This window comes from Streptomyces sp. NPDC030222 (assembly GCF_055573115.1).
Genome location: NZ_JBVICA010000006.1, coordinates 177,610 through 202,371, shown reverse-complemented (window position 1 = coordinate 202,371; position 24,762 = coordinate 177,610). Strand labels below are relative to the sequence as shown.

18 protein-coding genes and 1 tRNA gene are annotated in these 24,762 nt (G+C 71.1%); 9 read left to right on the top strand and 10 right to left on the bottom strand.

From position 1 onward, the window contains the following. Window position 1 precedes the first annotated feature (1 nt). From ACZ4Z5_RS11520 to ACZ4Z5_RS11510, 3 genes are all read right to left on the bottom strand, one after another. A complete protein-coding gene (locus tag ACZ4Z5_RS11520; RefSeq protein WP_468260112.1) occupies window positions 2–1,159 on the bottom strand; it encodes an ABC transporter substrate-binding protein in 1,158 nt (385 codons plus the stop codon). Between the two features lie 450 nt (window positions 1,160–1,609). After that, a complete protein-coding gene (locus ACZ4Z5_RS11515) occupies window positions 1,610–3,097 on the bottom strand; it encodes a HEAT repeat domain-containing protein (protein ID WP_468260109.1) in 1,488 nt (495 codons plus the stop codon). A 90-nt stretch (window positions 3,098–3,187) separates the two neighbouring features. Then, the gene (locus ACZ4Z5_RS11510) at window positions 3,188–4,120 is read right to left on the bottom strand and encodes a hypothetical protein (RefSeq protein ID WP_468260106.1); all 933 of its coding nucleotides are present in this window, start codon (window positions 4,118–4,120) and stop codon (window positions 3,188–3,190) included. 225 nt (window positions 4,121–4,345) lie between these two features. Here ACZ4Z5_RS11510 and ACZ4Z5_RS11505 point away from each other — a divergent pair, with 225 nt between their 5' ends. Further along, window positions 4,346–5,116, top strand: coding sequence for a S1 family peptidase (locus tag ACZ4Z5_RS11505; RefSeq protein ID WP_468260104.1), 771 nt, complete (start codon window positions 4,346–4,348; stop codon window positions 5,114–5,116). Between the two features lie 252 nt (window positions 5,117–5,368). On the opposite strand, the gene ACZ4Z5_RS11500 is transcribed toward ACZ4Z5_RS11505, so the two are convergent. Continuing rightward, entirely contained in the window at window positions 5,369–7,117 is a 1,749-nt protein-coding gene (locus ACZ4Z5_RS11500; RefSeq protein WP_468260101.1) for a glycoside hydrolase family 35 protein, read from the bottom strand. A 334-nt stretch (window positions 7,118–7,451) separates the two neighbouring features. On the opposite strand from ACZ4Z5_RS11500, the gene ACZ4Z5_RS11495 reads away from it, so the two are divergent. The 5 genes from ACZ4Z5_RS11495 (at window position 7,452) to ACZ4Z5_RS11475 (ending at window position 14,939) form a co-directional block, all read left to right on the top strand. Continuing rightward, the gene (locus ACZ4Z5_RS11495; RefSeq protein WP_468260098.1) at window positions 7,452–7,763 is read left to right on the top strand and encodes a chorismate mutase; all 312 of its coding nucleotides are present in this window, start codon (window positions 7,452–7,454) and stop codon (window positions 7,761–7,763) included. Window positions 7,764–7,812: 49 nt separating this feature from the next. Beyond that, complete coding sequence (locus ACZ4Z5_RS11490) at window positions 7,813–8,757, top strand: arylamine N-acetyltransferase family protein (protein WP_468260096.1); 945 nt, start codon at window positions 7,813–7,815, stop codon at window positions 8,755–8,757. A 327-nt stretch (window positions 8,758–9,084) separates the two neighbouring features. Continuing rightward, window positions 9,085–11,577, top strand: a complete 2,493-nt coding sequence (gene pepN, locus ACZ4Z5_RS11485; protein ID WP_468260093.1) for an aminopeptidase N — start codon at window positions 9,085–9,087, stop codon at window positions 11,575–11,577. Window positions 11,578–12,138: 561 nt separating this feature from the next. Continuing rightward, complete coding sequence (locus ACZ4Z5_RS11480) at window positions 12,139–13,536, top strand: pyridoxal phosphate-dependent decarboxylase family protein (RefSeq protein ID WP_468260090.1); 1,398 nt, start codon at window positions 12,139–12,141, stop codon at window positions 13,534–13,536. Next, on the top strand, window positions 13,533–14,939 hold the full coding sequence (locus tag ACZ4Z5_RS11475) for a lysine N(6)-hydroxylase/L-ornithine N(5)-oxygenase family protein (RefSeq protein WP_468260087.1): 1,407 nt from the start codon (window positions 13,533–13,535) through the stop codon (window positions 14,937–14,939). Before ACZ4Z5_RS11480 ends, ACZ4Z5_RS11475 begins: the two co-directional genes overlap by 4 nt. A 138-nt stretch (window positions 14,940–15,077) precedes the next feature. On the opposite strand, the gene ACZ4Z5_RS11470 is transcribed toward ACZ4Z5_RS11475, so the two are convergent. Further along, window positions 15,078–16,889, bottom strand: coding sequence for a bifunctional metallophosphatase/5'-nucleotidase (locus ACZ4Z5_RS11470; RefSeq protein WP_468260084.1), 1,812 nt, complete (start codon window positions 16,887–16,889; stop codon window positions 15,078–15,080). 151 nt (window positions 16,890–17,040) lie between these two features. Between ACZ4Z5_RS11470 and ACZ4Z5_RS11465 the strand changes: the two genes are divergently transcribed. After that, entirely contained in the window at window positions 17,041–17,796 is a 756-nt protein-coding gene (locus ACZ4Z5_RS11465) for an SIMPL domain-containing protein (protein ID WP_468260081.1), read from the top strand. A gap of 177 nt (window positions 17,797–17,973) precedes the next feature. Next, window positions 17,974–19,395, top strand: coding sequence for a pyruvate kinase (gene pyk, locus ACZ4Z5_RS11460; protein ID WP_468260079.1), 1,422 nt, complete (start codon window positions 17,974–17,976; stop codon window positions 19,393–19,395). A 36-nt stretch (window positions 19,396–19,431) separates the two neighbouring features. Here the strand turns inward: pyk and ACZ4Z5_RS11455 are convergent, their stop codons facing one another. Together ACZ4Z5_RS11455 and ACZ4Z5_RS11450 are read right to left on the bottom strand one after the other, a co-directional pair. Continuing rightward, window positions 19,432–20,202, bottom strand: a complete 771-nt coding sequence (locus ACZ4Z5_RS11455) for a transcriptional regulator (RefSeq protein ID WP_468260076.1) — start codon at window positions 20,200–20,202, stop codon at window positions 19,432–19,434. A 109-nt stretch (window positions 20,203–20,311) separates the two neighbouring features. After that, window positions 20,312–20,386, bottom strand: a tRNA-Leu gene (locus ACZ4Z5_RS11450). A 98-nt stretch (window positions 20,387–20,484) separates the two neighbouring features. Here ACZ4Z5_RS11450 and ACZ4Z5_RS11445 point away from each other — a divergent pair. Continuing rightward, window positions 20,485–21,138, top strand: coding sequence for an ANTAR domain-containing response regulator (locus ACZ4Z5_RS11445; protein ID WP_468260074.1), 654 nt, complete (start codon window positions 20,485–20,487; stop codon window positions 21,136–21,138). A gap of 148 nt (window positions 21,139–21,286) precedes the next feature. Here the strand turns inward: ACZ4Z5_RS11445 and ACZ4Z5_RS11440 are convergent, their stop codons facing one another. Genes ACZ4Z5_RS11440 through ACZ4Z5_RS11430 form a run of 3 tightly spaced genes read right to left on the bottom strand, consistent with a single transcriptional unit; the run spans window position 21,287 to window position 24,761 of the window. After that, window positions 21,287–22,003, bottom strand: coding sequence for an ABC transporter ATP-binding protein (locus ACZ4Z5_RS11440; RefSeq protein WP_468260072.1), 717 nt, complete (start codon window positions 22,001–22,003; stop codon window positions 21,287–21,289). Further along, window positions 22,000–23,025: an ABC transporter ATP-binding protein gene (locus ACZ4Z5_RS11435; protein ID WP_468260501.1), complete on the bottom strand. Its 1,026-nt coding sequence runs from the start codon at window positions 23,023–23,025 to the stop codon at window positions 22,000–22,002. The genes ACZ4Z5_RS11440 and ACZ4Z5_RS11435 overlap by 4 nt, the downstream gene beginning before the upstream one ends. A 5-nt stretch (window positions 23,026–23,030) precedes the next feature. Beyond that, window positions 23,031–24,761 carry a branched-chain amino acid ABC transporter permease gene (locus ACZ4Z5_RS11430; RefSeq protein ID WP_468260499.1) on the bottom strand — a complete coding sequence of 577 codons (1,731 nt, stop codon included), beginning with the start codon at window positions 24,759–24,761 and terminating at the stop codon, window positions 23,031–23,033. Window position 24,762: the final 1 nt, after the last annotated feature.

Below are 24,762 nucleotides of genomic sequence, written 5' to 3'. Positions count from 1 at the left end.
GTCACCCGGCGACGGCTGCGGACCAGCCCTGCGCCAGGGTCTCCTTGGCCTTCGCGGTCTGCTGCTCGTCCGGGAACTTCGGGGTGCCGGAGACGGCGGGCAGCGCGGCGGCCGCCGCCTTGTCGAGGGTGCCGTCGGCCTCCATCGCGGACATCAGCACCGGGCGGGCGTGGCCCTTCAGCCACAGGTTCTGGCCCTCGGCGCTGTACAGGTACTCCTGCCACAGCCGCGCGGCGGCCGGGTGCGGGGCGTCCTTGTTGATGGCCTGCGAGTAGTACTGGGCGTAGACGCCGTCGCCGGGCACCGCGACCTTCCAGTCCAGGCCCTTGGCCTTGAACTGCTCGCCGTAGCCGGCGTTGAGGTAGTCCCAGTCGAGGCTGATCGGGGTCTCGCCCTTCTCGACGGTCGCCGGGGTGGACTCGACCGGGTTGAAGTTGCCGCTCTTCTTCAGCTTGCCGAAGAAGTCGATGCCCGGCTTGATGTCGTCGAACGAGCCGCCGTTGGCGAGGGCCGCCGCGTAGACGCCGGCGAACGCGGAGCCGGACTTGGTGGGGTTGCCGTTGAGGGCGACCATGCCCTTGTACTCGGGCTTGAGCAGGTCGGCGAAGGTCTGCGGGCACACCTTGACGCGCTTGGCGTCGCAGCCGATGGAGACGTAGCCGCCGTAGTCGTTGAACCAGCGCGCCTGCGCGTCCCGCTGGGTGGCCGGGATCCTGTCGAACGCGGCGACCTTGTACGGGGCGGTGAGGCCCTCGGCCGCGGCGGCCTGCGCGAACGCCGCGCCGAGGTCCAGGACGTCGGGGGCCCGGTCCTGGCCCTTGCGGGTCTTCACGGCGTTGATCTCGTCCTGGCTGGAACCGTCCGGGTTCTCGACCTTGACCTGGATGCCGTACTTCTTGGTGAAACCGTCGATGATGGCGCCGTAGTTGGCCCAGTCGCGGGGGATGGCGATGGCGTTCAGCACGCCTTCCTTCTTCGCCGCGGCGACGAGGGCGTCCATGCCGCCTGCCTCCTGGGCGGAGCCGGCGGTGGCGAGGTTCTTGCCGTCGACGCCGGTCGCCGCCTTGTCGGGGGCGGCGCCGCAGGCCGTGAGCGCGAGGGCGCCGAGGGCGAGAGCGGCGGCGATTGCGGTGGCCGTGCGGGGGCGGGGGATGGTCACGAGAGCTCCAGCGTGGGAATGCGGTCGAGGCCGGGTTGTCTGTACAACTCCTGCATTACGAACCGCACTGGTGTCCCGCGGGTGAACGTCGGCCGACCCCTATGGAGCGAATGGAGGGCGATTTTCAGACACATGGCGTGGCGTGCGGCGGGGACTGGTGGGGAGTGCTGCCGCTTCATGGTCCGGGTGGTCGTCGACTTCCGCCGGCTGTGGGTGTGTTGGGGCGTGTCGAGCCCGGGTGGGGCGGGCTGGGCGCGTGGTGGATGCGCGTTCGGCCTGCCCTGGCGCGACCGCGCGACCGCGCGACCGCGCGACCGCGTGGCTGGGTGGCCGGGCGGCTGGGCGGCTGGGCGGTTCGGGGGAGCCGAGGTCGGCACGCCGCCCCGGGCTCCCACGGCGTGCCGCCCCGGGCGCCTCCGGTGTCGTCGGGGCGGTGCCGCCCCGGCGGCCTCAGCCGCGCCGCCGCCGCGGCAGGGTGGACCGCAGGCGGCGCCGGACGCGTTCGTCCTCGACGTGCTCCACCGCCTCGACGGCCGTGCTGTATGCGTAGCCCTCCGGATCCGTCGCGGACAGGAGCTCCGCCAGTGCCTCCACGGCGCGCGGGTCCCGGCGCATCGCCAGTCCGCGCGCGGCCTCCGCCGCTGTGTCCGCGTCGGTGTCGCCGAGGCGGGCCGCGAGGGCCTCGCGGATCTCCGGGGTGTCCGCGTCGACGCCCGCGAGCCCCGTCGTCGCCCAGTCCCTGGTGCGTTCGTCCGGGTCCCTGCTGAGCGCGACGAGCGCGGCGACGCCCTCCGGGTGGTCGCCCGGCACCAGACCGGCCAGGGAGAGTGCGATCCGGTAGCGCACCTCCGGGTCGGGGTGGCCGGCGTGCCGCAGGATCTCCGGGAGCACCGCGGGGTCCCCCTGGTGCCCGAGCCCCAGAACGGCGGACTGGATCAGCTCCGGGTCCTCCGCCTCCCGCGCCAGTTCCCGCAGCAGTGGCAACGCCTTCGCCGCAAAGGGGCGTTCGTCGCCGTGGAAGCCCAGCTGGGCCAGTACGTCCGCGGCGAACGCCTGCCGCAGCGGGTCGCCGCTGCCGCACAGCGCCGCCGCCTTCCGGAACGTTTCCTCGTCGCCGCGTCGCGTGAGGACGCCCACCGCCTCGATCCAGTCGTCGTACGTCGGGTCGCCGCAGGCCAGCGCCCGCTCGGTGAGTTCCTCGAACGGGGTGACGATGTCCAGCTCCGCCTCCAACAGGGTGGCGATGGCGGCGTGGCCGGTCTGCTGCTCGTTCCCCGAGACCGTACGGTCGTCCGCGAACGCCTCCACGACGACGGTCACCCCGCCGTCCTCCTCCACGTGCCTGGTAACCATCTCGTGCCCGCGGTCCGCGAGGCCCAGCTCCAGACCGCGCCGCAGTTCCTGCTCCACGTCGACCGCCGTCCAGCGCAGCGCCTCGGCCAACGCCTCCTCCCGGCCGGCTCTCGCCCCGAGCTCCAACAGCACCCGTACGCACGACGGGGAGCCGCGCCGGGCGGCCAGGACCAGTGGGGGTTCGTCGCCCGGGCCAGGGAGGTCCGGGTCGGCGTCGTACTCCAGCAGGGTGTCCACGACCGGTGCGTGTCCCTGCCGCACGGCCCAGGCCAGGGCGGTGAAGCCGAACTCCTCCCGCAGATCGGGCCGCGCGCCGGCGGCGAGCAGCGCGTGCACGACCTCGGCGTGACCGCCGGCCGCGGCGCCGCACAGCGGGAGGTCCACCACATCGGCGCCACTGGCCCGATCGGGGTCGGCGCCCGCAGCGAGCAGCAGCCGGACGATGTCCGCATGGCCTTGGACGGAGGCCGTGTAGAGGGCGGTCGCGCCCTCCTCGTCCGCACTCTCCGCGGACACACCGGCGCGCAACAGTCGGACCACGGCATCGGTGTCGCCCTCGTAGAGGGACGCGAACAGTTCTTCCATGGTCCGACCCTGTCGCGTCGGGCGGGGCTCCGCCAACCGGTTTGCGCCCGTGTCGCCCCCGTCTCCGTCATCACCGGCCGCGCATCGGCCTCAGGTGTCGCAGTCCAGGACCGTGCGGCAGAGCCCGCACCGCGCCCGCAGCCGCCCCCGGACGGGCATACGGAGCCGCTGGTGGCAGACGGGGCAGGGGAAATGGACCCGCAGGTGCCCGTCCGGTCCCGGCTCGAACCCGTAGGCGGCCCCGGGCTCGAACCGGTGGGCAGCCCCCGGCTCCGGGCGTCCTGCCATGTGCTCACCGGCCTGTCGGCGGTCCCTGACGTAGCGGCGCCGCCCCGTGCGGCCTGCCGCCGTCAGCGGCTGCACCTCGCCGTCCTGCCGGGCCCGCGCCAGGCCGCGTACGTACGCCGGATAGGCCTGCGGGCTGGTGAACCAGGGGGAAGGATCCTCCCCGAACGCCAGGGCACGCTTGCCGAGCACGTACCCGAACTCCTCGGGCGTGAGGTAGCCGAGCCGCTGGCTGGTGAGCGCGTCCTCGCGGTACGCGTCGAGGAGCAGCCAGCCGGCGCCGAGGTAGGCCGTCACGGTGTCGGTGAGGATCTCGTTGTCGTGGACGTCGCCGAAGCCCAGCCCGATCCGGTGCAGCAGCACATGGGTGATCTCGTGGGCCAGGGCCGCTCCGATGTCCCTGCGATGGGTCCGGAACCGGTCGTTGAGTTCGATGAAGTACTCCGGCCCGGGGCCGAGTTCGACGGCAGCCGCCTGCTCCATCCCGCGGAACGCGACGACCACCCGGGCGTCCGGGAGCCGGAGGTGGCGGACCAGCGCGCGGGCGACGCGCTGCGCGCCGAGGTGGAGGTCGTCGAGGTCGGAGAAGGCCACGTCGGCGGGGAGCACGCTCACCGGGTAGGCGTGGACGCCCTCGTAGGAGAGCTTCCGGTACAGCGCGGTGACCGACCGCCGCACGGTGTCCAGGTGTGGGAAGCCGTGCACGGCACCGGTGCCGCCGTCGTTTCCGTGTGCCACACCCGCACCCCCTGCGACCGAGCCCGAACCGGTCTTCAACCGGTCCTTCCACTGTAGGTCGGCCTCGCCGTGGTACCGCTCAGCGAACACGTCTGGCCGGAAAGTGAGCCTTGCCGGGGTGGTCGGGGCGTCCGGATAATCCGTGGCACGTATTGACGGGCCCATGTCACCCCAACGAGGGACCGTCAACGCGTGAACCGTCAACCCCCCACGAAAGGTTGAACGTTGAGGAAGATTCTGAGCGCCCTGAAAAGATGCGCCGCGGCCGGTGCGGTCGTCCTCGCAGCCGTCAGCCTCCAGCCCGCCAGCGCGTCCGCCGCGCCCCAGCCCGTCGTCGGCGGAACCCGCGCCGCCCAGGGCGAGTTCCCGTTCATGGTCCGCCTCTCCATGGGCTGCGGCGGCGCCCTCTACACCCAGCAGATCGTTCTGACCGCCGCCCACTGCGTGGGTGCCTCCGGCAACAACACCGGCATCACCGCCACCGCCGGAGTCGTGGACCTCCAGAGCACCCGCGCCATCAAGGTCAAGTCGACCAAGGTCCTCCGTGCCCCGGGCTACAACGGCACCGGCAAGGACTGGGCGCTGATCAAGCTCGCCAAGCCGGTCAACCTGCCGACCCTGAAGATCGCCACCACCTCGGAGTACAACAGCGGCACCTTCACCGTGGCCGGCTGGGGCGCAGCCCGCGAGGGCGGCAGCCAGCAGCGCTACCTGCTCAAGGCCCAGGTGCCGTTCGTCTCCGACGCCTCCTGCCAGTCGTCCTACCCCGACCTGGTCCCGGGCGAGGAGATCTGCGCCGGCCTCCCGCAGGGCGGCGTGGACACCTGCCAGGGTGACTCCGGCGGCCCGATGTTCCGCCGCGACAACGCCGGAGCCTGGATCCAGGTCGGCATCGTGAGCTGGGGCATCGGCTGCGCCCGCCCCAACTACCCCGGCGTCTACACCGAGGTCTCCACCTTCGCCTCGCAAATAGCAGCAGCCGCCGCGACGCTCTGACACCCCTGCATCACAGCGGCACGACCTGACCCGACTCACCGGCCGGGCGCCCTCGCTTCCCCCGGGGCGCCCGGCCGCACCGCTACGCGCCGCCCTGTCGTGCAAGTGCACAGCGCCGCTCCCGTCCAGGGGGCGCGTACTCCCGTTCACCGGCGTCTTCCGTCCACGGGCGTGCCCCGTTCACGGCGTTCACCGCTGTACGGTGCCCGCCGCCGCACGATGTACCTCCGCCGCCGGTCCGCACCGGCCGGATCAGGACAGATGCGCCCGCAGCGCCCCCGCACCCTCCAGTTCGAGCACCCAGATCACATTCGTGCCCTCCCGGAGCACGGGGCCAGGTACGAACAGCGCGGTCCGGGGGCCGGCCGCCCAGTAGCGGCCCAGACAGAAACCGTTCAGCCATACGAACCCCCGTACCCAGCCGGGGAGTCCGAGGTCGCCGTCGCCCGCGCCCCGGACGGTGAACTCGCCCACGTACAGCCCCGGCGCCCCAGGTTCGACCGGAACGCCGAACGTCACCTTGCGCACGGCGTCGGCCTCGTCGAACGCGTCGAGCCGCAGCCCCTGGGACCGCACCCCGTGCAGATACTGCTGCTCGTGCAGGACCCCGCCGGTGAGGCCCTTGGGTTCGCCGAGGCGCGGCCCGCGGCAGACCCGGCCCAGCGACTCCACCCACACCTCGACTTCCGCCGGACCCGCCACCGGCACGGGCAGCGTCGGGTCGTCACCGTCGAGCACGCCGGCCCGCACTCCGTCGACGTACACCACCGCGCGGTCCCGCAGCCCCGGAAGCCTCAGCGGCAACGGACCGCGCGGCCCCGGCACGTGCAGCACATGGCGCACCACACCGCGGTCGACGTCCAGCTCCTCGAGCGTCGGCGGCACCGGCCCGGCCGTCTCCTCGCCGCCGAGGACGCCCAGGACGTGCCCGAGCGGCGCCCAGCCCGTCAGGTCCGCGTCCACCGGGGCCGCCAGCCGGGCGGGCACGGCGGGCGGCTCCGGCAGCGGCCCGTCTGCATGCTCCGACAACACGTCCCGCAGCAGCCCGAACTCGGGGGTCGGCCGCCCAGCCTCGTCGACGGGCGCGTCGTAGTCGTAGGACGTCGCGACGGGCCGCAGCTCCCCGTCGTGCAGCGCGCCGGTCCGGTGCGCGCCCGACCAGCCTCCGAAGTTCGTTCCGCCGTGTGCCATGGAGAGGTTCACGGAGGCGCCCTCGGCGAGGATCTCCCGCAGCGTCCCCGCCACGTCCTCCGCGTCCCGCACGGAGTGCTCCGCCCCCCACTCGTCGTACCGGCCGCACCGGAACTCCATGCACAGCAGCGGCCCGTCCGGCCGGTAGCGGCGCAGTACGTCGAAGGCGGCGCGGGGTTCCGCGCCGAAGGTGACCGCCGCGAGCACCCCGGGCAGCGAGCCGCCCGTCAGCAGGTGCTCCTCGGGCCCGTCCGCGGTGCACAGCGGCACCGTCACACCGCACTCGCGCAACAGCTCCGTCAGCTGCATCAGGTACCGCCGGTCCGTGCCGTAGGAGCCGTACTCGTTCTCGACCTGCACCATCACCACCGGGCCGCCGTGATCGATCTGGCGCGGCGTCACCTCGCGCAGCAGCCTCCGGAACCAGCGGCCCACCGGCCGGGTGAACCCCGGATCGCTGGTCCGTACCCGGATCCCGAGCGGGCCCGTCACCCAGTGCGGCAGACCGCCGTTGTCCCAGTCCGCGCAGATGTACGGGCCGGGGCGCACGATCGCCCACAGTCCCTCCTCGCGCGCCGCGTCCAGGAACCGGCCCAGTGCCTCCACGTCCCGGTAGCGGCCCGGGCCCGGTTCGTGGAGGTTCCACGGGACGTACGTGTCGATGCAGTTCAGCCCCATGGCCCGCAGCATCGCCAGCCTGTGGCGCCAATGCCCCTCGTGCACCCGGAAGTAGTGGAGCGCTCCCGACAGCAGCCGCACCGGCCGCCCGTCCAGCGCGAATCCCTCGACCCCCGCGGTGAACCGGCTCATGATGTCCGACCCCAATCCTGTCGTCCGTTCCCACCGTGGGCCCCGGCGGCGCCCCGGTCCATGGACAAAGATCGACGCAGAAGGGACGGACCGGAAGGGGACAGACACAGTTCTCCCCTGGATGCGTCAACGGCGAGGGAAGTGCCGGTGCGCCTGCCGGTGCGTCTGCCGGTGTGACTGCCGGTGTGACTGCCGGTGGAGCTGCCGGTGGGTCCCCCGGTGGGGGCGGCAGGGGGTCGGCCGGCCGGCACCGCGTCGCGGCCTCCGGGCCAGAGCGTCCCACACCCCGAACACCGGCCGCCGAGTTCCCCACGGACACGTAAGCTCCCTGCCCATGACCGAGATCGACCCCGCCGTCCAGGCCGAGCTGCACCGCCTCCGCGACAGCATCGACAACATCGACGCCGCCGTCGTCCACATGCTCGCCGAACGCTTCAAGTGCACCCAGCAGGTCGGCCACCTCAAGGCCCGGCACCACCTGCCGCCCGCCGACCCGTCCCGCGAGGCCGAGCAGATCGCCCGCCTGCGCAACCTCGCCGAGAACGCGAAACTCGACCCCGCGTTCGCCGAGAAGCTCCTCAACTTCATCATCGCGGAAGTCATCCGCCACCACGAGACCATCGCCGGCGGCAACTGCCGGAACTGACCGGCCCTGCCCGCCACGCACCTCCGGGACCTGAGTACGCTCGGTGTACATGACACCGAACGGGCTGACCGGATACCTCGACCGCCTCGGCCTCACCCGCCCGGGACCGCCCTCGACGGAGCAGCTCTTCGCCCTGCAACGCGCCCACGTCGAACGCGTGCCGTACGAGAACATCGAGATCCAGCTCGGCCGCCCGCCCGCCATCGACCCCCGAGTCAACGTGGACCGCCTCGCCGCAGGGCGCGGCGGCTACTGCTTCCACCTCAACGGTGCCTTCGCCGCGCTCCTCGAAGCGCTGGGCCACGACGTGACCCGTCACATCGGCCAGGTGCACGACGAGGAGGGCCTCCACGGCACCAACGGCGACCACCTCGCGCTGACCGTCCGCCACGGAGACGAGGTCTGGCTCGTCGACGCCGGCCTCGGCGACGGCCCCCACGAGCCGCTGCCGCTGCGCCCCGGCACCTACCGGCAGGGCCCCTTCACCTACCGCATGGAACGGTCCGCCGCCGAACCGGGCTTCTGGACGTTCATCCACGATCCGGACGGGGCGTTCCACCACATGGATTTCCGGACGGAGCCCGCCACGACCGCGGACTTCGCGGACCGCCACCGGGAGCTCTCCACGGACCCGGACTCGGGCTTCGTCAAGACCGTCACCCTGCAGCGCCGCGACGCCGAGGGCGCGGACGTCCTGCGCGGCCGCGTGCTGACCCGCATCGACGCCGCGGGACGCACCGACCGGGAGCTGACCACCGCCACGGAGTGGTTCCGGACGGTCACCGACCTCTTCCACCGCACCTGCGACGACCTCCGTCCCGCAGACCGGTCCGCCCTCTGGGACCGCATCGACCGCGCCCACGCCGCGTGGCTCGCCTCCCGGCAGACCGAGACCACGGCCTCCACCCCCCCGGACCACGAGGACTCCTCCCCGGTCACCAGCGAGACGCTCCAGCAGCGGGGAAGCTCGCTGTCGCAGAGGACGCACACATAGCCGTCCTCACGCACGACGCTGTGTTCCCCGCACCGCCCACAGCGCCGGCTGTGCCCCGCCGCGGATCCGGCGCCGGACGCACGCCCGCGAGGGGACGGCCGCCACACCCGCGGTCACTCGTGCGCGTGAGCCGTCGGCAGCGCCCCGCCGGGCCGGGGCGGTGACGTCGGCCACAGCCCCGGCCGCCGTACGCCCCGCGGGCGCCGGTGCGTGCGGCGCGGGCACGGGCGGGGACGGGCGCGCGCGGCGCCGTACGCGGGAGATGTGCGCTGACAGCGCAACGCGGGCCACTGTGCCGTGTTCGGCGCATCCGGCAGCATGGGCCGCATGTCCGTACTGACGCGCGACGAAGCGCAGACCCGAGCCCGGCTCCTCGACGTCCACCACTACAGCGTCGAACTCGACCTGACCACCGGCGGCGAGGACACCTTCGAATCCCGCACCACCATCCGGTTCACCGCCCGTACCGCCGGGGACACCTTCGTCGAGCTCAAGCCCGCCGCGCTGCACACCGCGACCCTGGACGGCCGTCCGCTCGACCCCGAGCTGCTCGACGGCAACCGACTGCCGCTCACCGGCCTCACCACCGGTGAACACGAACTGCACGTCCACGCCGGCATGCGGTACTCGCGCACCGGTGAGGGCATGCACCGGTTCACCGATCCGACGGACGGCGAGACGTACGTCTACACCCAGATGTTCATGGAAGACGTCCAGCGGGTCTTCGCCGCCTTCGACCAGCCGGACCTGAAGGCCGTCTTCGCCCTCACCGTCACCGCACCCGACGGCTGGACGGTGCTCGGCAACGGCGTCGCGGAACACACCGGAGACGGCCGGTGGACCATCGCCCCGACCCAGCGCATCTCCACCTACCTCGTCGCCGTCGCCGCGGGCCCCTGGCACTCCGTACGGACCGAGCACCGCGGCCTGCCCTTCGGCATCCACTGCCGCCGCTCCCTCGCCCCGCACCTCGACGCGGACGCCGACGAGATCCTCGACATCACCCGCGCCTGCTACGACCGCTACCACGAGAAGTTCGAGGAGCCGTACCCCTTCGACTCCTACGACCAGGCGTTCGTCCCCGAATTCAACGCCGGCGCCATGGAGAACCCCGGCCTCGTCACCTTCCGCGACGAGTTCGTCTACCGCTCCGCCGTCACCGACACCGAGCGCCAGACCCGCGCCATGGTCATCGCCCACGAGATGGCCCACATGTGGTTCGGCGACCTCGTCACCCTCACCTGGTGGGACGACATCTGGCTGAACGAGTCCTTCGCCGAGTACATGGGCTACCAAACGCTCACCGAGGCCACCCGCTACACCAACACCTGGACCGACTTCGGCATCGTCCGCAAGGGCTGGGGGTACGACGCCGACCAGCGGCCCTCCACGCACCCCGTCGCACCCGACCCCGACGCCGTGCCCGACACCGCCTCGGCCCTGCTCAACTTCGACGGGATCTCCTACGCCAAGGGTGCCTCGGCCCTCCGCCAACTCGTCGCCTGGCTCGGCGAGAAGGACTTCCTCGCCGGTATAAACAACCACTTCGCACGCCACAAGTTCGGCAACGCCACCCTCGCCGACTTCATCGACAACCTGGCCTCGGTGACCGACCGCGACGTCCACACCTGGGCCGATAAGTGGCTCCGCACCACCGGCGTCGACACCCTCCGGCCCGTCACGACCGCCCAGGACGGCCACTGGCAGCTCGCCGTCGAGCACGAGGGCACCCGGCCCCACCGCATCACCGTCGGTGCCTACGACCTCGATCCCGTCGAACCGGGGCGGCTCGTGTCCCGTCGGCGCTTCGAGATCGACATCCCGCAGAGCGGCCCCACCACCCTGCCCGGCCGCCGCCCCGACCTGGTCCTGCTCAACGACGGCGACCTCACCTACGCCAAGATCCGCCTCGACGCGGACTCCTGGGACACCGCGCTCCGCGCCCTCTCGGGCCTGCCCGACCCGCTGACCCGCGCGGTCGTCTGGAACGCCGCCCGCGACAAGGTCCGCGACGGAGAGCTGCCCCCCGCCGCCTACCTGCAGGCGGCCCGCACCCACATCCCGCACGAGAAGGACCTCGCCGTCGTCCAGGGCGTCCTCTCCTTCGCCCGCGCCCAGATCACCGACCACTACCTCCCCGACGCCGAGCGCCCCGTCGCCCTGGCGCTCCTCACCGATCTCTGCCGCGACGTGATCCGCCGCACCGAGGACGGCAACGACCCCGGTCTCCGCCTCATCGCCGTACGCCACTTCATCGACTGCGCCACCCAGCCGCAGACCATCCAGGACTGGCTCGACAACGGCAGCGCCCCCGGAGGCCCCGAACTCGACCCGGAGCTCCGCTGGCGCATCCTCGGCCGGCTCGCGGTGCTCGGCGCCGCCGACGAGGCCGTCATCGCCGCGGAACTGGAGAACGATCCCAGCGCCACCGGCCAGGAAGGCGCAGCCGCCTGCCGCGCGGCACTGCCCGACGGGGCGGCCAAGCAGACCGCATGGGAGCGCATGTTCCACTCGGACGACCTGTCCAACTACCTGTTCACCGCCACCGCCCGCGGCTTCTGGCAGCCCGAACAGGCCGAACTCGTCGCCCCCTACGTCGAGCGGTACTTCCAGGACGCCGTCGCCCTCGCCGCCCGCCGCGGTTCCGCGATCGGCGAAGCGGCCGGCCGCCACGCCTTCCCCACCACGGCTGTCGACCCGGCCACCCTCCGGCTCGGCAAGGCCTGCCTCCAGGACGCCGACCCCATTCCCGCCCTGCGCCGCAAGCTCGTCGACCAGCTCGACGACCTCCGGCGCGCCCTTCGCGTCCGCGGCGACTGACACCCCGGCGGCCCCGAGGACGCCCCACCCCGGCCGGACCGGTCTCCGGTCCGGCCGGGGTGTCGGGGGCGCCTCGGGGCCGCTGAGCACCCGGGTTCGCAGGGTTCCGGGTTCCGCCGGGGCCGTGAGCCAAGGCCAAGGCGTGAGCCGGGCCGGTGTCCGGGCCCGAGGCACGCACGGGCCGAGTGCCGTGCGACTCAGGGCACCGAGGCGGGCATGGCCGGTCGGCCGGGGTTTGCTGGGCCGGGCCGGTCGGCCGGAGTCTGCCGGGCCGGGCCGGTCGGCCGGCGCCCCCGGGCCCAGTCCGCCTGTCCGAGCCCCGGGCGCCACCGGCCCAGGCCCGGCGCACGGAAGCAGGGACCGGCGCACCCGCACGGCCCGGCAGGGGCCTGTGCCACCCCATAGCGCCTTTCTGCGCCCGACTTCGCTTCTCCCTGGGGCAATACCCCTTTCGGGTCTTCATCGTTGTGCTCACCGGGCATGTCGCCCGGCCCCCGACCAGTGTGATGTGTCCACACCACACGCGCACACCGGCGCACTTCACCCGAGGGACACGCCCGCATGCACACCCCGCCCGAACCGCCCGCGCTCGCCGGAGGCACAGCGGGACCGGAAGCGCTCCGGCCCCTCCTCGACACCGTCCTCGACGCGCTGCACGACGGGGCCGCCGCCCGCGGCGGCCCCCTGCCGGCCGGGGGACCCCAGAGCGTCACCGCACACGTCCGGCACGCCGCCGAACCCGTCCTCCCCACGCACGGCACCGGCCCCCACGAAGCCCTGCGCACCCTCGTCCATTCAATCGCCGAAGGCGCCGCCGATCCGGCACACCCCCACTGCGCCGCACACCTCCACTGCCCACCACTGGCCGTCGCCGTCGCCGCCGACCTGGCCGCCGGGGCCCTCAACCCCTCCATGGACTCCTGGGACCAGGCCCCCGCCGCATCCGCCCTCGAAACGCTCGTCACCCGCGCCCTCGCCGGCCAGGTCTACCCCGGTGCCGCCAACCCGGACGCCCTCGTCACCACCGGCGGCACCGAGGCCAACCAGCTCGCCCTCCTCCTCGCCAGGGAACGCCACACCGGACGCAACGTCACGGTGATCTGCGGGGCCAACGCCCACCACTCCGTCCACCGCGCCGCCTGGCTCCTCGGCATGCCCCAGCCGCTCACCCTCCCCACCCCCCGCGGCATCATCGACCCCGCGTACCTCGACAAGGCACTCACCACCCACGCCGCCCACGGCCCGCTGCTCGTCACCGCAACCGCCGGGACGACCGACGCCGGGCTCATCGACCCGCTCCCCGCCATCGCCGACCTTTGCGAGACCCACGGAGCGGAGCTCCACATCGACGCGGCCTACGGCGGCGGCCTCCTCTTCAGCGACACCCACCGCCACCGCGCCGAGGGACTCCACCGCGCCCAGAGCGTCACCCTCGACCTGCACAAACTCGGCTGGCAGCCGGTCGCCGCAGGGCTCCTCGCCGTACCCCGCGCCGGCCTCCTGCGCCCGCTCGGACACCGCGCCGACTACCTCAACCCCGACGACGACACCGCGGCCGGAATCCCCGACCTCCTCGGCCGCTCCCTGCGCACCACCCGGCGCCCCGACATCCTCAAGATCGCGGTCACCCTGCGCGCCCTCGGCCGCACCGGCCTCGCGTCGCTCGTCGACACCACCTGCCGCACCGCCGAACAGTTCGCCGACCTCGTCGAACAGCACCCGCGCTTCGAGCTCCACCAACGGCCCACCATCACCACCGTCCTCTTCCGCCCGACCGGCACCGACGACGACACGGTCGCCGCACTCCGCCGCACCCACCTCACCCACGGCACGGCCGTACTCGGCCGCGCCCGCGCCGACGGGCGGCTCTGGCTGAAGGCCACCCTCCTCAACCCGCACACCACCCCCGGCGACCTCACCGCGCTCCTCGCACTCCTGGAAGGCAGCCCCACCCGATGACCGCGCCCCACCAGAGCAGCACCCCGGACCAGCCCTCGGACCTCATCGGCATCGGCATCGGCCCGTGCAACCTCTCCCTCGCCGCACTCGCCGACGGGCTCCCCGGACGCCTCGCCACCGCCTTCTACGAACAGCGCCACGGTTTCCACTGGCACCGAGGACTCCTCCTCGACGACGCCACCCTCCAAGTGCCCTTCCTCGCCGACCTCGTCACCCTGGCCGACCCCACCAGCCGCTGGACCTTCCTCAACCACCTCAGGACCCGCGAACGCCTCTTCCCCTTCTACTTCTCCGAGCACTTCCACCTCCGGCGCACCGAATACGACGCCTACTGCCGCTGGGTCAGCGAAAACCTCCCCGGACTGCACTTCGGCCACCAGGTCGACGCCGTCCGCTGGAACCCCGAACGCGAACTCTTCGAAGTCGACTACACCCAGCTCGACACCCACGGCGAAGCCGTCGCCCTCGGCCGCACCCACGCCCACAACCTCGTCCTCGGCATCGGCACCGAACCCCACGTCCCGGACACGCTCAGACCACTCGTCGACGCCCCCACGGTCCCCGTGTTCCACTCCGCCGACTACCTCGACCACCGCGAACGCATCCTCGCCGCCGAGCACATCACGGTCATCGGCTCCGGCCAGTCCGGTGCCGAGGTCTTCCTCGACCTCCTCCGCCACCGCCCGGTCGGCGCCGAACGCCTCCACTGGATCGCCCGCACCGAGGCCTTCGCCCCCATGGAGTACTCCAAGCTCGGCCTGGAACACTTCACCCCCGACTACACCCGCTACTTCCACGCCCTCCCGGAACAGGTACGCGACCGGCTCGTCCCCGCCCAGTGGCAGCTCCACAAGGGCATCGACGCCGGAACCATCGCCGCCATCCACGACGAGCTCTACCGCCGCGCCATCCACGGCGCATGGCCCGACGCCGTCCTCATCCCCGGCGTGACCGTGCGCACCGCGGGCCGGCTCGCCACCACCAAGGTCGAACTCCACCTGGAACACCACCAGCAGAGCACCCGCACCCGCCTCACCACCGACGCCGTCGTCCTCGCCACCGGCTACCGCGAACGCTCCCTCGACCTGCTGCTCGCCGGCCTCGACCCCTACATGCGCCGCGACGCCGCCAACCGCCCGCGCATCGACGAGACCTACCGGCTGCTCCTCGACCCCTGCGTCACCGGATCCGTCTTCGTCCAGAATTCCGAAGGCCACACCCACGGCGTCGGCGCCCCCGACCTCGGACTCGCCGCCTGGCGCAGCGCCACCATCCTCAACACCCTCACCGGCAAGGAGGCCTACCCCCTGCCACCGCGCACAGCCTTCACCAGCTTCGGTCTGGAACGGGCAGGGGACCGGCCCCGCACCACAGGACCGGCCCCACTGGCCGAACGCAACTGAACAGCCGAACCGCCGTCCGCCGCACACACCACCGCACGGACGCACCCACACCACCGCACGGACGTCGCGCGGCCGCACGGATCCCGCGCGGCCGCGCAGACGGACACGGTCAGAACGGGGTCACGCCGACGGACACGGTCAGAACACGGGAACGCCGTCCCGGGTCAGCCGCCAGCCGGCCGAGGCGAACTGCGCCGGATCGATCGTCCCCTTCGCCTTCACCCAGCTGATGATCGTGTTCCGGATCTCATCCGAGTTCGCCCACACCTGCTGCGCTTTGGCGACATGCGGGAACGCCCCGCCACCGCTCGCCCGGTAGTTGTTGACCGCGAGCACGAACTGCGCCGCCGGGGCCACCGCCCTGCCCTCGAACGACAGCCCGACGATCCGCGAGCCGACCGGCGCCGCGATGTCGATGTCGTACGTCAGGCCGTACACCGCGTCGTAGTTGTAGTCGGGGATGCCGTCCGCGTTCGTCAGCTTCGACGTGTCCACCGGCGCACCCGCCGTGGTGCGCACGAAGTACCGCGCCGAGTACTCCAGATAGTCCTTGAGCTGCGCCCCCGTCAGCACCCGCGCCTCCAGGGTGTTCTCGAACGGGTACAGCCCGGCGGCGTCCTTCAGCGTCACCTCGCCCGACGGGATCCGCGCCGTGCGCGAGAAGCACGACGCCTGCGACAGCACCGGGAGCCCCGCGTGCGCGCCGTCGGCCAGCGCCGCCTTCACGGTCTCCGCCTGCACCGCGTTGATCAGGTCGATGACCGGCTCGTCCTTCCACGGCGCCTCGGCGGAGGACATCGCCACGGCCGACGTGCCGATCACCTGGTTAACGTACGCCACCACCTTGGTGTGCTCGTCCGCCAGCAACCTCGTGATCTTCGGGTCCTCCGCCACCGTGTTGGAGTTCAGCACCTGCGCGGCCACCTTCTCCACCGTCCAGCGGCCCTGCGACCACACCAGGTCGAAGTCGAACAGGGTGAGCCGCTGCCCCCACTTCAGGGGCTCGGAGAGCACGACCTCCTTGCCGGTCTCCTTGTTCCGGACCTTGTACTCCGGGATCTCGGTGTGTGCATGACCGACGAGGATCGCGTCGATCCCCGGCACCTGCTCGGCCACCAGCGCCGCCGCGTTCTCGATGTACGGCAGCTGGTCACCGTACGAGGACGTACCGCTCGATCCGGAGTGCGCGGAGACGATCACCACGTCCGCACCCATCGAGCGCAGCCTCGGAACCCACTTCGCCGCCTGCTCCTCCAGGCCCGGGAACGTCATCCTGCCCTGGACGTGGGCCTTGTCCCAGATCGCGATGCCCGGGTTCGTCAGACCCAGCACCGCCACCCGGACGTCCCGCCCGCACGGCGTCCGCAGCCGCTTGATCGCGTACGGCGGGAAGGCGGGCCGCTGCGTCCGCGCGTCCAGCGCGTTCGCGCCCAGCAGCGGGAAGTCGCACTGGTCCTCGAACTTCCGGAGCACCGGGATGCCGTAGTTGAACTCGTGGTTGCCGAGCGCCGCCGCGTCATAGCCGATGGCGTTCATCGCCTGGGCCATGGGATGCACCGGACCGTGCTTCGCCGTGATCGGGTCGACCTTGGCGTAGTAGTACGACAGCTGGGTGCCCTGGATCGTGTCACCGGCGTCGATCAGCAGCGTGTTGCGACGGCCCTTCTGTGCACGGACCTGCTCCACGAGCGTCGAGATCTTCGCCAGGCCGACGTCGTTGTGCGCCTTGTCGTCGAACTCCTTGTCCGTGAAGTAGTCCCAGTTGAACACATTGCCGTGCAGGTCGGTGGTGCCCATCACGGTGAAGGAGTACCGCTTCGGCGGACGTCCCCGGCCCGTGGTCCCCGTCACGGAAGCAGCCGAAGCCGGTCCCGCCGCGGCGCCCGCCACGGCCGCACCGGCCCCTGCTGCAGCGGACGTACCCAGGAACTTCCTGCGGTTCAACGGCATACTTCTTCCTCCTCGGATCGCACAACGTGGGCACAACGCGCGTAGATTCTGGCCCAGACCTCACGCCGAGCGACACCCTCCCGGGGTGGCCACCTGATGAACCGCTCGTCCTCCCGGCCTCGTTGCCCCGCACAGTGCGAGAGTGGACGCCGTGACCACACCCGAATCACCCGAATCATCCACATCTGCCGATCGCCCAGGCAGCCTCCCGCCGCAGCCGTACGTCCCCTTCGGCACCGCGGAAGCCCCCCGTGTCTCCGTCCGCGGCGAGGCCACGCTCGAGGTCGACCCGGAGATCGCTCGCATCGGCATTACCATCAGCGCCCGCGGCAGCGACCGACGCACTGCCCTCGAAGACCTCACCCGCCGCAACACCCAGGTCCTCGAACTCATCAGGGGCTACGGCGAAGCCGTCGACACCATCGAGACCGGCGCCTTCTCCATCTCCCCCGAACTCACCAAGTTCGGCAGGGGCGAGAAAATCCGCTCCTACCACGGCCGCGTCCACATCGGGGCGGTCCTCTCCGACTTCACCGCACTCGGTGAACTCACCACCCGTCTCGCCGACCTCGACATGACCCGCGTCGACGGACCCTGGTGGTCCCTGCGCCCCGACTCACCCGCCCACGGCGAAGCCCGCCGCCAAGCGGTCAAGGAAGCCGTCCAGCGGGCCCGCGAATACGCGGACGCCCTCGGCGCCCGGCTCGCTGCACTCGTCGAACTCGCCGACATCGGCGCGGAACCCCCCAGCCCCTACCAGCCGCCCCCGTTCGCCGCCATGCGCTCGGCCACATGGCCGACCGGTGCCGCCCCCGAACCCGCCCCCGCCCTCAACCTCGAACCCCAGCGCCAGACCGTCCATGCCCACATCAATGCGCGCTTCACCATGACCGCGCCCCGGCTCTGAAGCAGTCGGCGGTGTCTCTTCCGCGGCCGGCGGGGACTCTTGCGGCCGGCCGCTCAGGCGCTCGGAAGAGCGGCTGCCCGCACACTTCAAGCCTTGTCAACAACCCTTCACGCAATGGTTGTTGAGTGGTCACGCCGCACCAAATCTCTACCCGTCGGTAAGGCCTAGGCTCGAGTCATGCGCCGAGCGAAGATCGTCTGCACACTGGGCCCTGCCACCCATACATACGACCGGATCAAAGGCCTGGTCGAAGCGGGAATGGACGTGGCCCGCTTCAACCTCAGCCACGGCACCCACGCCGACCACGAAGAGCGCTACCGGCATGTACGCAAGGCCGCCGACGAGACCGGCCGCAGCGTCGGCGTCCTCGCCGACCTTCAAGGACCGAAGATCCGCCTCGGCCGCTTCCGTGAAGGTCCCGTACTCCTTGAACGCGGAGATCATTTCACCATCACCGTCGAGCACATCGAAGGCGACCGCGGCATCTGCGGCACCACCCACCCCGGCCTCGCCACCGACGTCGCCCCCGGCGAACGCATCCTCATCGACGACGGCCGTGTCGCCCTCGACGTCACCTCCGTCGAAGGCCCCCGCGTCCACACCCGCGTCATCGAAGGCGGGCTGATCTCCGACCACAAGGGACTGAACCTCCCCGGCGTCCCCGTCTCCGTCCCCGCCCTCTCCGGCAAGGACGTCGAAGACCTCCGCTGGGCCCTCCGCACCGGCTTCGACGTGATCGCCCTCTCCTTCGTCCGCACCGGCCGCGACATCGAGGACGTCCACCGCGTCATGGACGAGGAAGGCCGCCGCATCCCCGTCATCGCCAAGATCGAGAAGCCCCAGGCCGTCGAACACATCGACGACATCGTCGCCGCCTTCGACGGGATCATGGTGGCCCGCGGCGACCTCGGCGTCGAAATGCCCCTCGAACAGGTCCCGGTCGTCCAGAAGCGCGCCATCAAACTCGCCAAGCGCAACGCCAAACCGGTCATCGTCGCCACACAGATGCTCGACTCGATGATCGACAGCCCCCGCCCCACCCGCGCCGAGGCCTCGGACGTGGCCAACGCCGTCATCGACGGCACCGACGCCGTCATGCTCTCCGGCGAGACCAGCGTCGGGAAGTACCCCGTGGAAACCGTCCGCACCATGAGCCGCATCGTCGAAGCCGCGGAAGAGGACCTCCTCGCCAAGGGCCTGCCGCCACTCACCGAACGGAACAAACCCCGCACCCAGGGTGGCGCCGTCGCCCGGGCCGCCGCCGAGATCGGCGACTTCCTCGAAGCGTCGTTCCTCGTGGCCTTCACCCGGAGCGGCGACACCGTCCGGCGCCTCTCCCGCTACCGCTCGCCCATCCCCCTCCTCGCCTTCACCCCCGACCCGGCCACCCGCTCCCAGCTCAGCCTGACCTGGGGCGTCGAGACCTTCCTCGGTCCGTGCGTCGACTCCACGGACGCGATGGTCGCCCAGGTCGAGGAGGAACTCCTCCGTATCGGCCGTTGCCGCCAGGGCGACACCGTGGTCATCACGGCCGGCTCCCCGCCCGGCGTCCCCGGCACCACCAACCTCGTGCACGTCCACCACATCGGCGAGGTCTGAGCCCGGCGGATCCGGGACGGCCCAGTCCGGTCCGGCTCAGTACTTCGGGCCTACATGGGCGTCCATGAGCGCGACGGACGCCCGGCGGGCGACGGAGATGTTCTGCTTGTTGGCCTGCGCCCACTCGACGCCGAGGGCGTCAAGGGTGTCGGTGAACAGCCGCCGGATGTCGGTGGACAGATTGGTGAAGAAATACCGGGGGTACTCATAGCGCTTCCGCTCGCCGTCGACCGTCCGCGTTGCCCAGTTGGTGATCCTGCAGCCGTCCGAGTGGACGAGCCCCCGGACGAACTCCCATGGGTGCTCGTCGACGAGGTCCTGTTGCCACGGCTGCAGTGCGATCCTCCGCTCGTGCTTCTTGCCGGGACCGTGCTGGGGGAAGAGGCAGGGCCAGTGCCGTCCGTAACTGGTCACTATGGTGTAGCCAGGTTGGGCGACCGAATGGACGCGACCCTCGGGACGCACGGCGGCGATGGCCGACCGGCAGGCGTCGATGAGCCCTGGCCAGGCGTTGCCGCAGGCGATGCGCAACTGGAAGCCACCCCGCGGCTGCGGGCTGATGCATCCGTCGCCGAGGTAGAGCCCGAGCAGGTACGAGTAAGCCGCCTCGTTCTGCGGGAGGCCCGGCGCTTCGCGACACCTGACGCAGGGCGTCGCCTGACCGAGGAGCCGTGGCAGTGGCTCGATGCGCGTCCGCCATGCTCGGATGGCGGCACGTGATATTCCGGTCTCTCTGCTCACGGAGTTGAGGCTGCGGCCATCGGTGAGGAGTGCGAGTACTCGTCTGCGGGTGCCCATGTCGTACATATGAGCGAGATTGGCTCAATGTGTGAGGATCTGCATGAAGCGGCGCTGAATTTCACAAGGTCGGGTGAGTTCCGCCATTTACCTTGCGACCTTGGAAATGAAGGAAAAGTGCCCCGGGTCGGACTCGAACCGACACTGTATGGGTTTTGAATCCATTGCCTGCTGCCAATTGGGCTACCGGGGCTCGCAGATTCGAAGGTTTTCCTCGACCCGCTGCGCGTCCACCATACCGCAGCTAGGTAGGCTCATGGGGAGCAGTACCTGCCCGGAATGAGGAGTACCGTGACCGCCCCCGAGTCGCCACAGCCCGTCGCAGACGACGACAAGTCGCACGTTCCGCCGCTGACGACCCGTGTCGTCATCGCCGAGGACGAGGCCCTCATCCGCCTCGACCTGAAAGAGATGCTGGAAGAGGAGGGCTACACGGTCGTCGGTGAGGCCGGCGACGGTGAGCGGGCGGTCGAGCTGGCGCGCGAGCACCGGCCCGATCTGGTGATCCTCGACGTGAAGATGCCCAAGCTCGACGGGATTTCCGCGGCGGAGCGGATCGCCCAGGAGTCGATCGCGCCGGTGCTGATGCTGACCGCGTTCTCGCAGCGTGATCTGGTGGAGCGGGCCCGGGACGCCGGTGCGATGGCGTATCTGGTGAAGCCGTTCAGCAAGAGCGACGTGGTGCCGGCCATCGAGATGGCGGTGTCGCGGTTCGCGGAGCTGCGGGCGCTGGAGAAGGAGGTCGCGGACCTCTCGGCGCGACTGGAGACGCGGAAGCTGGTGGACAGGGCGAAGTCGATCCTGCAGACCCAGTACGGGCTGACGGAGCCGGCGGCGTTCCGGTGGATCCAGAAGACGTCGATGGACCGTCGCTTGTCGATGCAGCAGGTCGCGGAGGCGGTCATCGAGGACGCCGAGGAGAAGAAGGCCGCGAAGGGCCAGTGACCTGCCCGGGCCGCCGGTGACCTGTCCGGGGCGGACGACCGGTGGGCACGAAGTCCGAGAAGCAGCAGCAGAAGCAGCAGCAGAAGAAGGAGGAGGCCCGCCCCCGGAACCGGGGTGCGGGCCTCCTCCTTCTGTGTGCTGCGGTGGATCAGTCCTCGCCGAGGTAGGCCTTGCGGACCGACTCGTCGTGGAGCAGGTCCTGGCCGGTGCCGGAGAGGACGATGTTGCCGACCTCCATGACGTGGGCCTGGTCCGCCAGGGAGAGCGCGGCCTGGGCGTTCTGCTCGACGAGCAGAATGGTGGTGCCGGTGGCCTTGAGCTCGGCGATGGTCGCCATGATCTTCTGCATCATGAGGGGCGAGAGACCCATGGAGGGCTCGTCCAGCATGAGCAGCTTGGGCTGCGACATGAGGGCGCGGCCCATGGCGAGCATCTGCTGCTCACCGCCGGAGAGGGTTCCCGCGGCCTGCTTGCGGCGCTCGCCCAGGATGGGGAAGAGCTCGTAGGCGCGCTGGATGTCCTTCTCGATGCCTTCCTTGTCGCTGCGCAGGAACGCACCGAGCTGGAGGTTCTCGGCGATCGTCAGCCGGGGGAAGATGTGGCGTCCCTCGGGGGAGTGGGCGAGGCCCAGGGAGACGATCTTGTGGGCGGGGGTGCCGTTGAGGGGCTTGCCGTCGAAGAGGACGCGTCCGCTCGTGGGCTTGAGGAGCCCGGAGAGCGTGCGCAGGGTGGTGGTCTTGCCGGCACCGTTGGTGCCGATGAGGGTGACCACCTGGCCGGCTTCGACGCTGAAGGAGATGCCCTTGACGGCTTCGATCTTGCCGTAGGAGACCCGGAGGTCTTCGACCTCGAGGAGCGCGGTCACTTGGTCTCTCCTTCGGTGCTGGTGGTGCTCTGCGCCTCGTCCGAAGCGGCGTCGTCAGAGGCTGCCTCGTCGGACGGGGCGTCGTCGGAGGTGGTCTCCTCCGCGGCGGTCTCCTCGGAGGCCGCGCCGGCCTCCGGCTCGGCGTCCGCCGGCGCCTCAGCGGCGGCCGTGGCGTTGTCCGCCTTGGCCTCCGCCACCTCGACCGCGGCGGCCTCCGCCTCGCCCGGCTCGCCCTCGAAGGGCGTGCCCAGGTAGGCGGCGACGACGCGCTCGTCGCTCTGGACCTCGCCGGCGCTGCCCTCGATGAGCTTCTCGCCCTGGACGAGGCAGGCGACGCGGTCGCAGAGGTTGAAGATGAAGCGCATGTCGTGCTCGATGACGAGGACGGCGATGCCCTTGTCCCGGATGGCGAAGATGAGTTCTTCGGCCGCGCGGGTCTCCTGCGGGTTCATACCGGCGGTGGGCTCGTCGAGGAGCAGCAGGCCGGGTTCGCTCGCCATGGCCCGGGCGATCTCGAGCTTGCGCTGTTCGCCGTAGGGGAGGTTGCGGGCGAGGTGGTCGGCCTTGTGCTCGAGGCCGATGAACTCCAGGAGTTCCATGGCCCGTGCGTGCGAGGCGGCTTCGGCCTTCTTGAAGCCGGGGCCGCGCAGCAGGGCGGACCAGAGGCCTTCCTTGGTCCTGGTGTGGCGTCCGACGAGGACGTTCTCCAGGACGGTCATGTTGGCGAAGAGCCGGATGTTCTGGAAGGTGCGGGCGATGCCTGCCTTGGTGACCAGGTGCGGCTTGGGGGGCAGGACGGTGCCCTTGTAGGACACGGTGCCCTCGGTCGGCACGTAGAGGCCGGTGAGGCAGTTGAAGAACGTCGTCTTGCCGGCGCCGTTGGGGCCGATGAGGCCGACGATCTCTCCGCTGTTGACGGTGAGGTCGACGTTGCGGACGGCGGTGAGGCCGCCGAAGCGCATGGTGACGCCGCTGGCTTCGAGGACGGTCTGGGTGGTGGTGTTCGTGGTGGTGGTCGTCATGTCTTTCACGCCCCCGCCTTGGCGATGCCGACGCCGGAGTCCAGGCCCTTTTCCGGTTCGTCGTTCTGGTCGGTCTCGTGGAACTCGAGCTGTGCGCGGCGGTTGGCGATGAGGCCTTCGGGGCGGAAGCGCATGAGCACGATGAGGGCGATGCCGAAGCCGAGGAGCTGGTAGTCCTGGAGGAACTGCAGCTTGGCCGGGATCATGTAGAGGAGGGTGGCGCCGAGGAGCGGGCCGCTGATGGTGCCCATGCCGCCGAGGATGACGGCCGCCAGGAGGAAGGCCGAGTTGGGCGGGACGGGACCGGCGAACTGGTACATCTCCGGGACGACGGTGTGCTGGACGTGTGCCTGCACGGTGCCGGCGAGTCCGGCGAGGGTGGCGCCGAGTGCGAAGGCGATGAGCTTCACGCGGAAGCCGTTGATGCCCATGGCGGTGGCGGCGGTCTCGTCCTCGCGGATGGCGACCCAGGCGCGGCCGATGCGGGAGCTGCCCGCGCGGCTGAAGACCAGGACGACGAGGATCGTCGCGAGGAGCATCAGCAGGTAGTAGTTGGCGTAGGCGCCGAGTTCGAAGCCGAGGACGGTGTGGGACTGGCCGAAGTTGAATCCGAAGAACTCGAGGTCCGGGATGTTCGGGATGCCATTGGGGCCGTTGGTGATCTGGGGGCCGGAGACACCGTCGAGGTTGCCCATGGCGATGCGGAAGATCTCTCCGAAGCCGAGGGTGACGATGGCGAGGTAGTCGCCGCGCAGTCGCAGGGTCGGGGCGCCGATGACGACACCGAAGATCAGCGAGACGACGGCGCCGGTGAGGACGGCGGCCCAGAAGGGGAAGTGCACGTCGAAGGCGGAGGCCGTGGTGCCGGAGACCAGGGCGGCGGTGTAGGCGCCGACGCCGAGGAAGGCGACGTATCCGAGGTCGAGGAGGCCGGCGAGGCCGACGACGACGTTCAGGCCCAGGGCGACGGTCGCGAAGATGAGGATGTTGACCGCGACCAGGGTGTACTGGTCGGTGCTCTGGGTGAAGGGGAAGGCCGCGGCGGCGACGAAGGCCGCGATGACCGTGAGCTGGCGGTGCTTGGCGGTGATCGCTGAGACGCGGGCGATGAGGCCGGCCTTCATCAGGGCGGCGGCGGAGAGGCCGACGGTGATGAGGTAGCCGGTGAACAGCTCGGCGTACTCGGTGTCGATGCCGTAGGTGATGACGTAGAGACCGACGCCGAAGGTGGCGACGATGACCAGGACCTCGGCCCAGGAGGGGAGTTCCTTGGGCTTGGCGGCCTTGCGGGTGTCGTCCGGCAGGGAGAAGGCCGTGGCGACGGGGAGGGCGGAGGCCACGAGGGCGATGACGCCGCCCGGTTCGAGGTTGACGATGCCGCCGAGCTCGATGGAGATGGCGGCGATGGTGAACCAGGTGGTGCCGAGGCCGCCGAGGGCGAGGAGCTTGAGGGCCTTGGTGGTGCCGGTGGGGGCGAGCCAGCCGAGGCCCTTGATGCCGAGGGAGGCGAGGGCGTAGAGGGTGACGAGCAGCCCGCTGACGAGGGTGAGGACCTGGAGGCCGCCGGGGTAGCCGGTGACGGTGAGGTCGCCGGGGAAGTCGGCGGTCCACGTCCAGGCCATGAAGGTGCTGGCGACGGTGGCAAGGCCGCCGCCGGCGGTGGCCCAGCGCATGGTGGTGACGCGGGAGGCGTTCTCCGTGGCTGCGAGCTCGGTCGTGTTGGTGGTCTCGGTCATC

What these genes read in the sequence shown, in the direction of transcription:
- ACZ4Z5_RS11495 (WP_468260098.1), top strand. Translation starts at nt 7,452, where the DNA reads ATGACCGAGATCGACCCCGCCGTCCAGGCCGAGCTGCACCGCCTCCGC.
- ACZ4Z5_RS11435 (WP_468260501.1), bottom strand. Translation starts at nt 23,025, where the DNA reads ATGACGACCACCACCACGAACACCACCACCCAGACCGTCCTCGAAGCC.
- ACZ4Z5_RS11430 (WP_468260499.1), bottom strand. Translation starts at nt 24,761, where the DNA reads ATGACCGAGACCACCAACACGACCGAGCTCGCAGCCACGGAGAACGCC.
- pyk (WP_468260079.1), top strand. Translation starts at nt 17,974, where the DNA reads ATGCGCCGAGCGAAGATCGTCTGCACACTGGGCCCTGCCACCCATACA.
- ACZ4Z5_RS11515 (WP_468260109.1), bottom strand. Translation starts at nt 3,097, where the DNA reads ATGGAAGAACTGTTCGCGTCCCTCTACGAGGGCGACACCGATGCCGTG.
- ACZ4Z5_RS11480 (WP_468260090.1), top strand. Translation starts at nt 12,139, where the DNA reads ATGCACACCCCGCCCGAACCGCCCGCGCTCGCCGGAGGCACAGCGGGA.
- ACZ4Z5_RS11500 (WP_468260101.1), bottom strand. Translation starts at nt 7,117, where the DNA reads ATGAGCCGGTTCACCGCGGGGGTCGAGGGATTCGCGCTGGACGGGCGG.
- ACZ4Z5_RS11470 (WP_468260084.1), bottom strand. Translation starts at nt 16,889, where the DNA reads ATGCCGTTGAACCGCAGGAAGTTCCTGGGTACGTCCGCTGCAGCAGGG.
- pepN (WP_468260093.1), top strand. Translation starts at nt 9,085, where the DNA reads ATGTCCGTACTGACGCGCGACGAAGCGCAGACCCGAGCCCGGCTCCTC.
- ACZ4Z5_RS11490 (WP_468260096.1), top strand. Translation starts at nt 7,813, where the DNA reads ATGACACCGAACGGGCTGACCGGATACCTCGACCGCCTCGGCCTCACC.
- ACZ4Z5_RS11475 (WP_468260087.1), top strand. Translation starts at nt 13,533, where the DNA reads ATGACCGCGCCCCACCAGAGCAGCACCCCGGACCAGCCCTCGGACCTC.
- ACZ4Z5_RS11455 (WP_468260076.1), bottom strand. Translation starts at nt 20,202, where the DNA reads ATGTACGACATGGGCACCCGCAGACGAGTACTCGCACTCCTCACCGAT.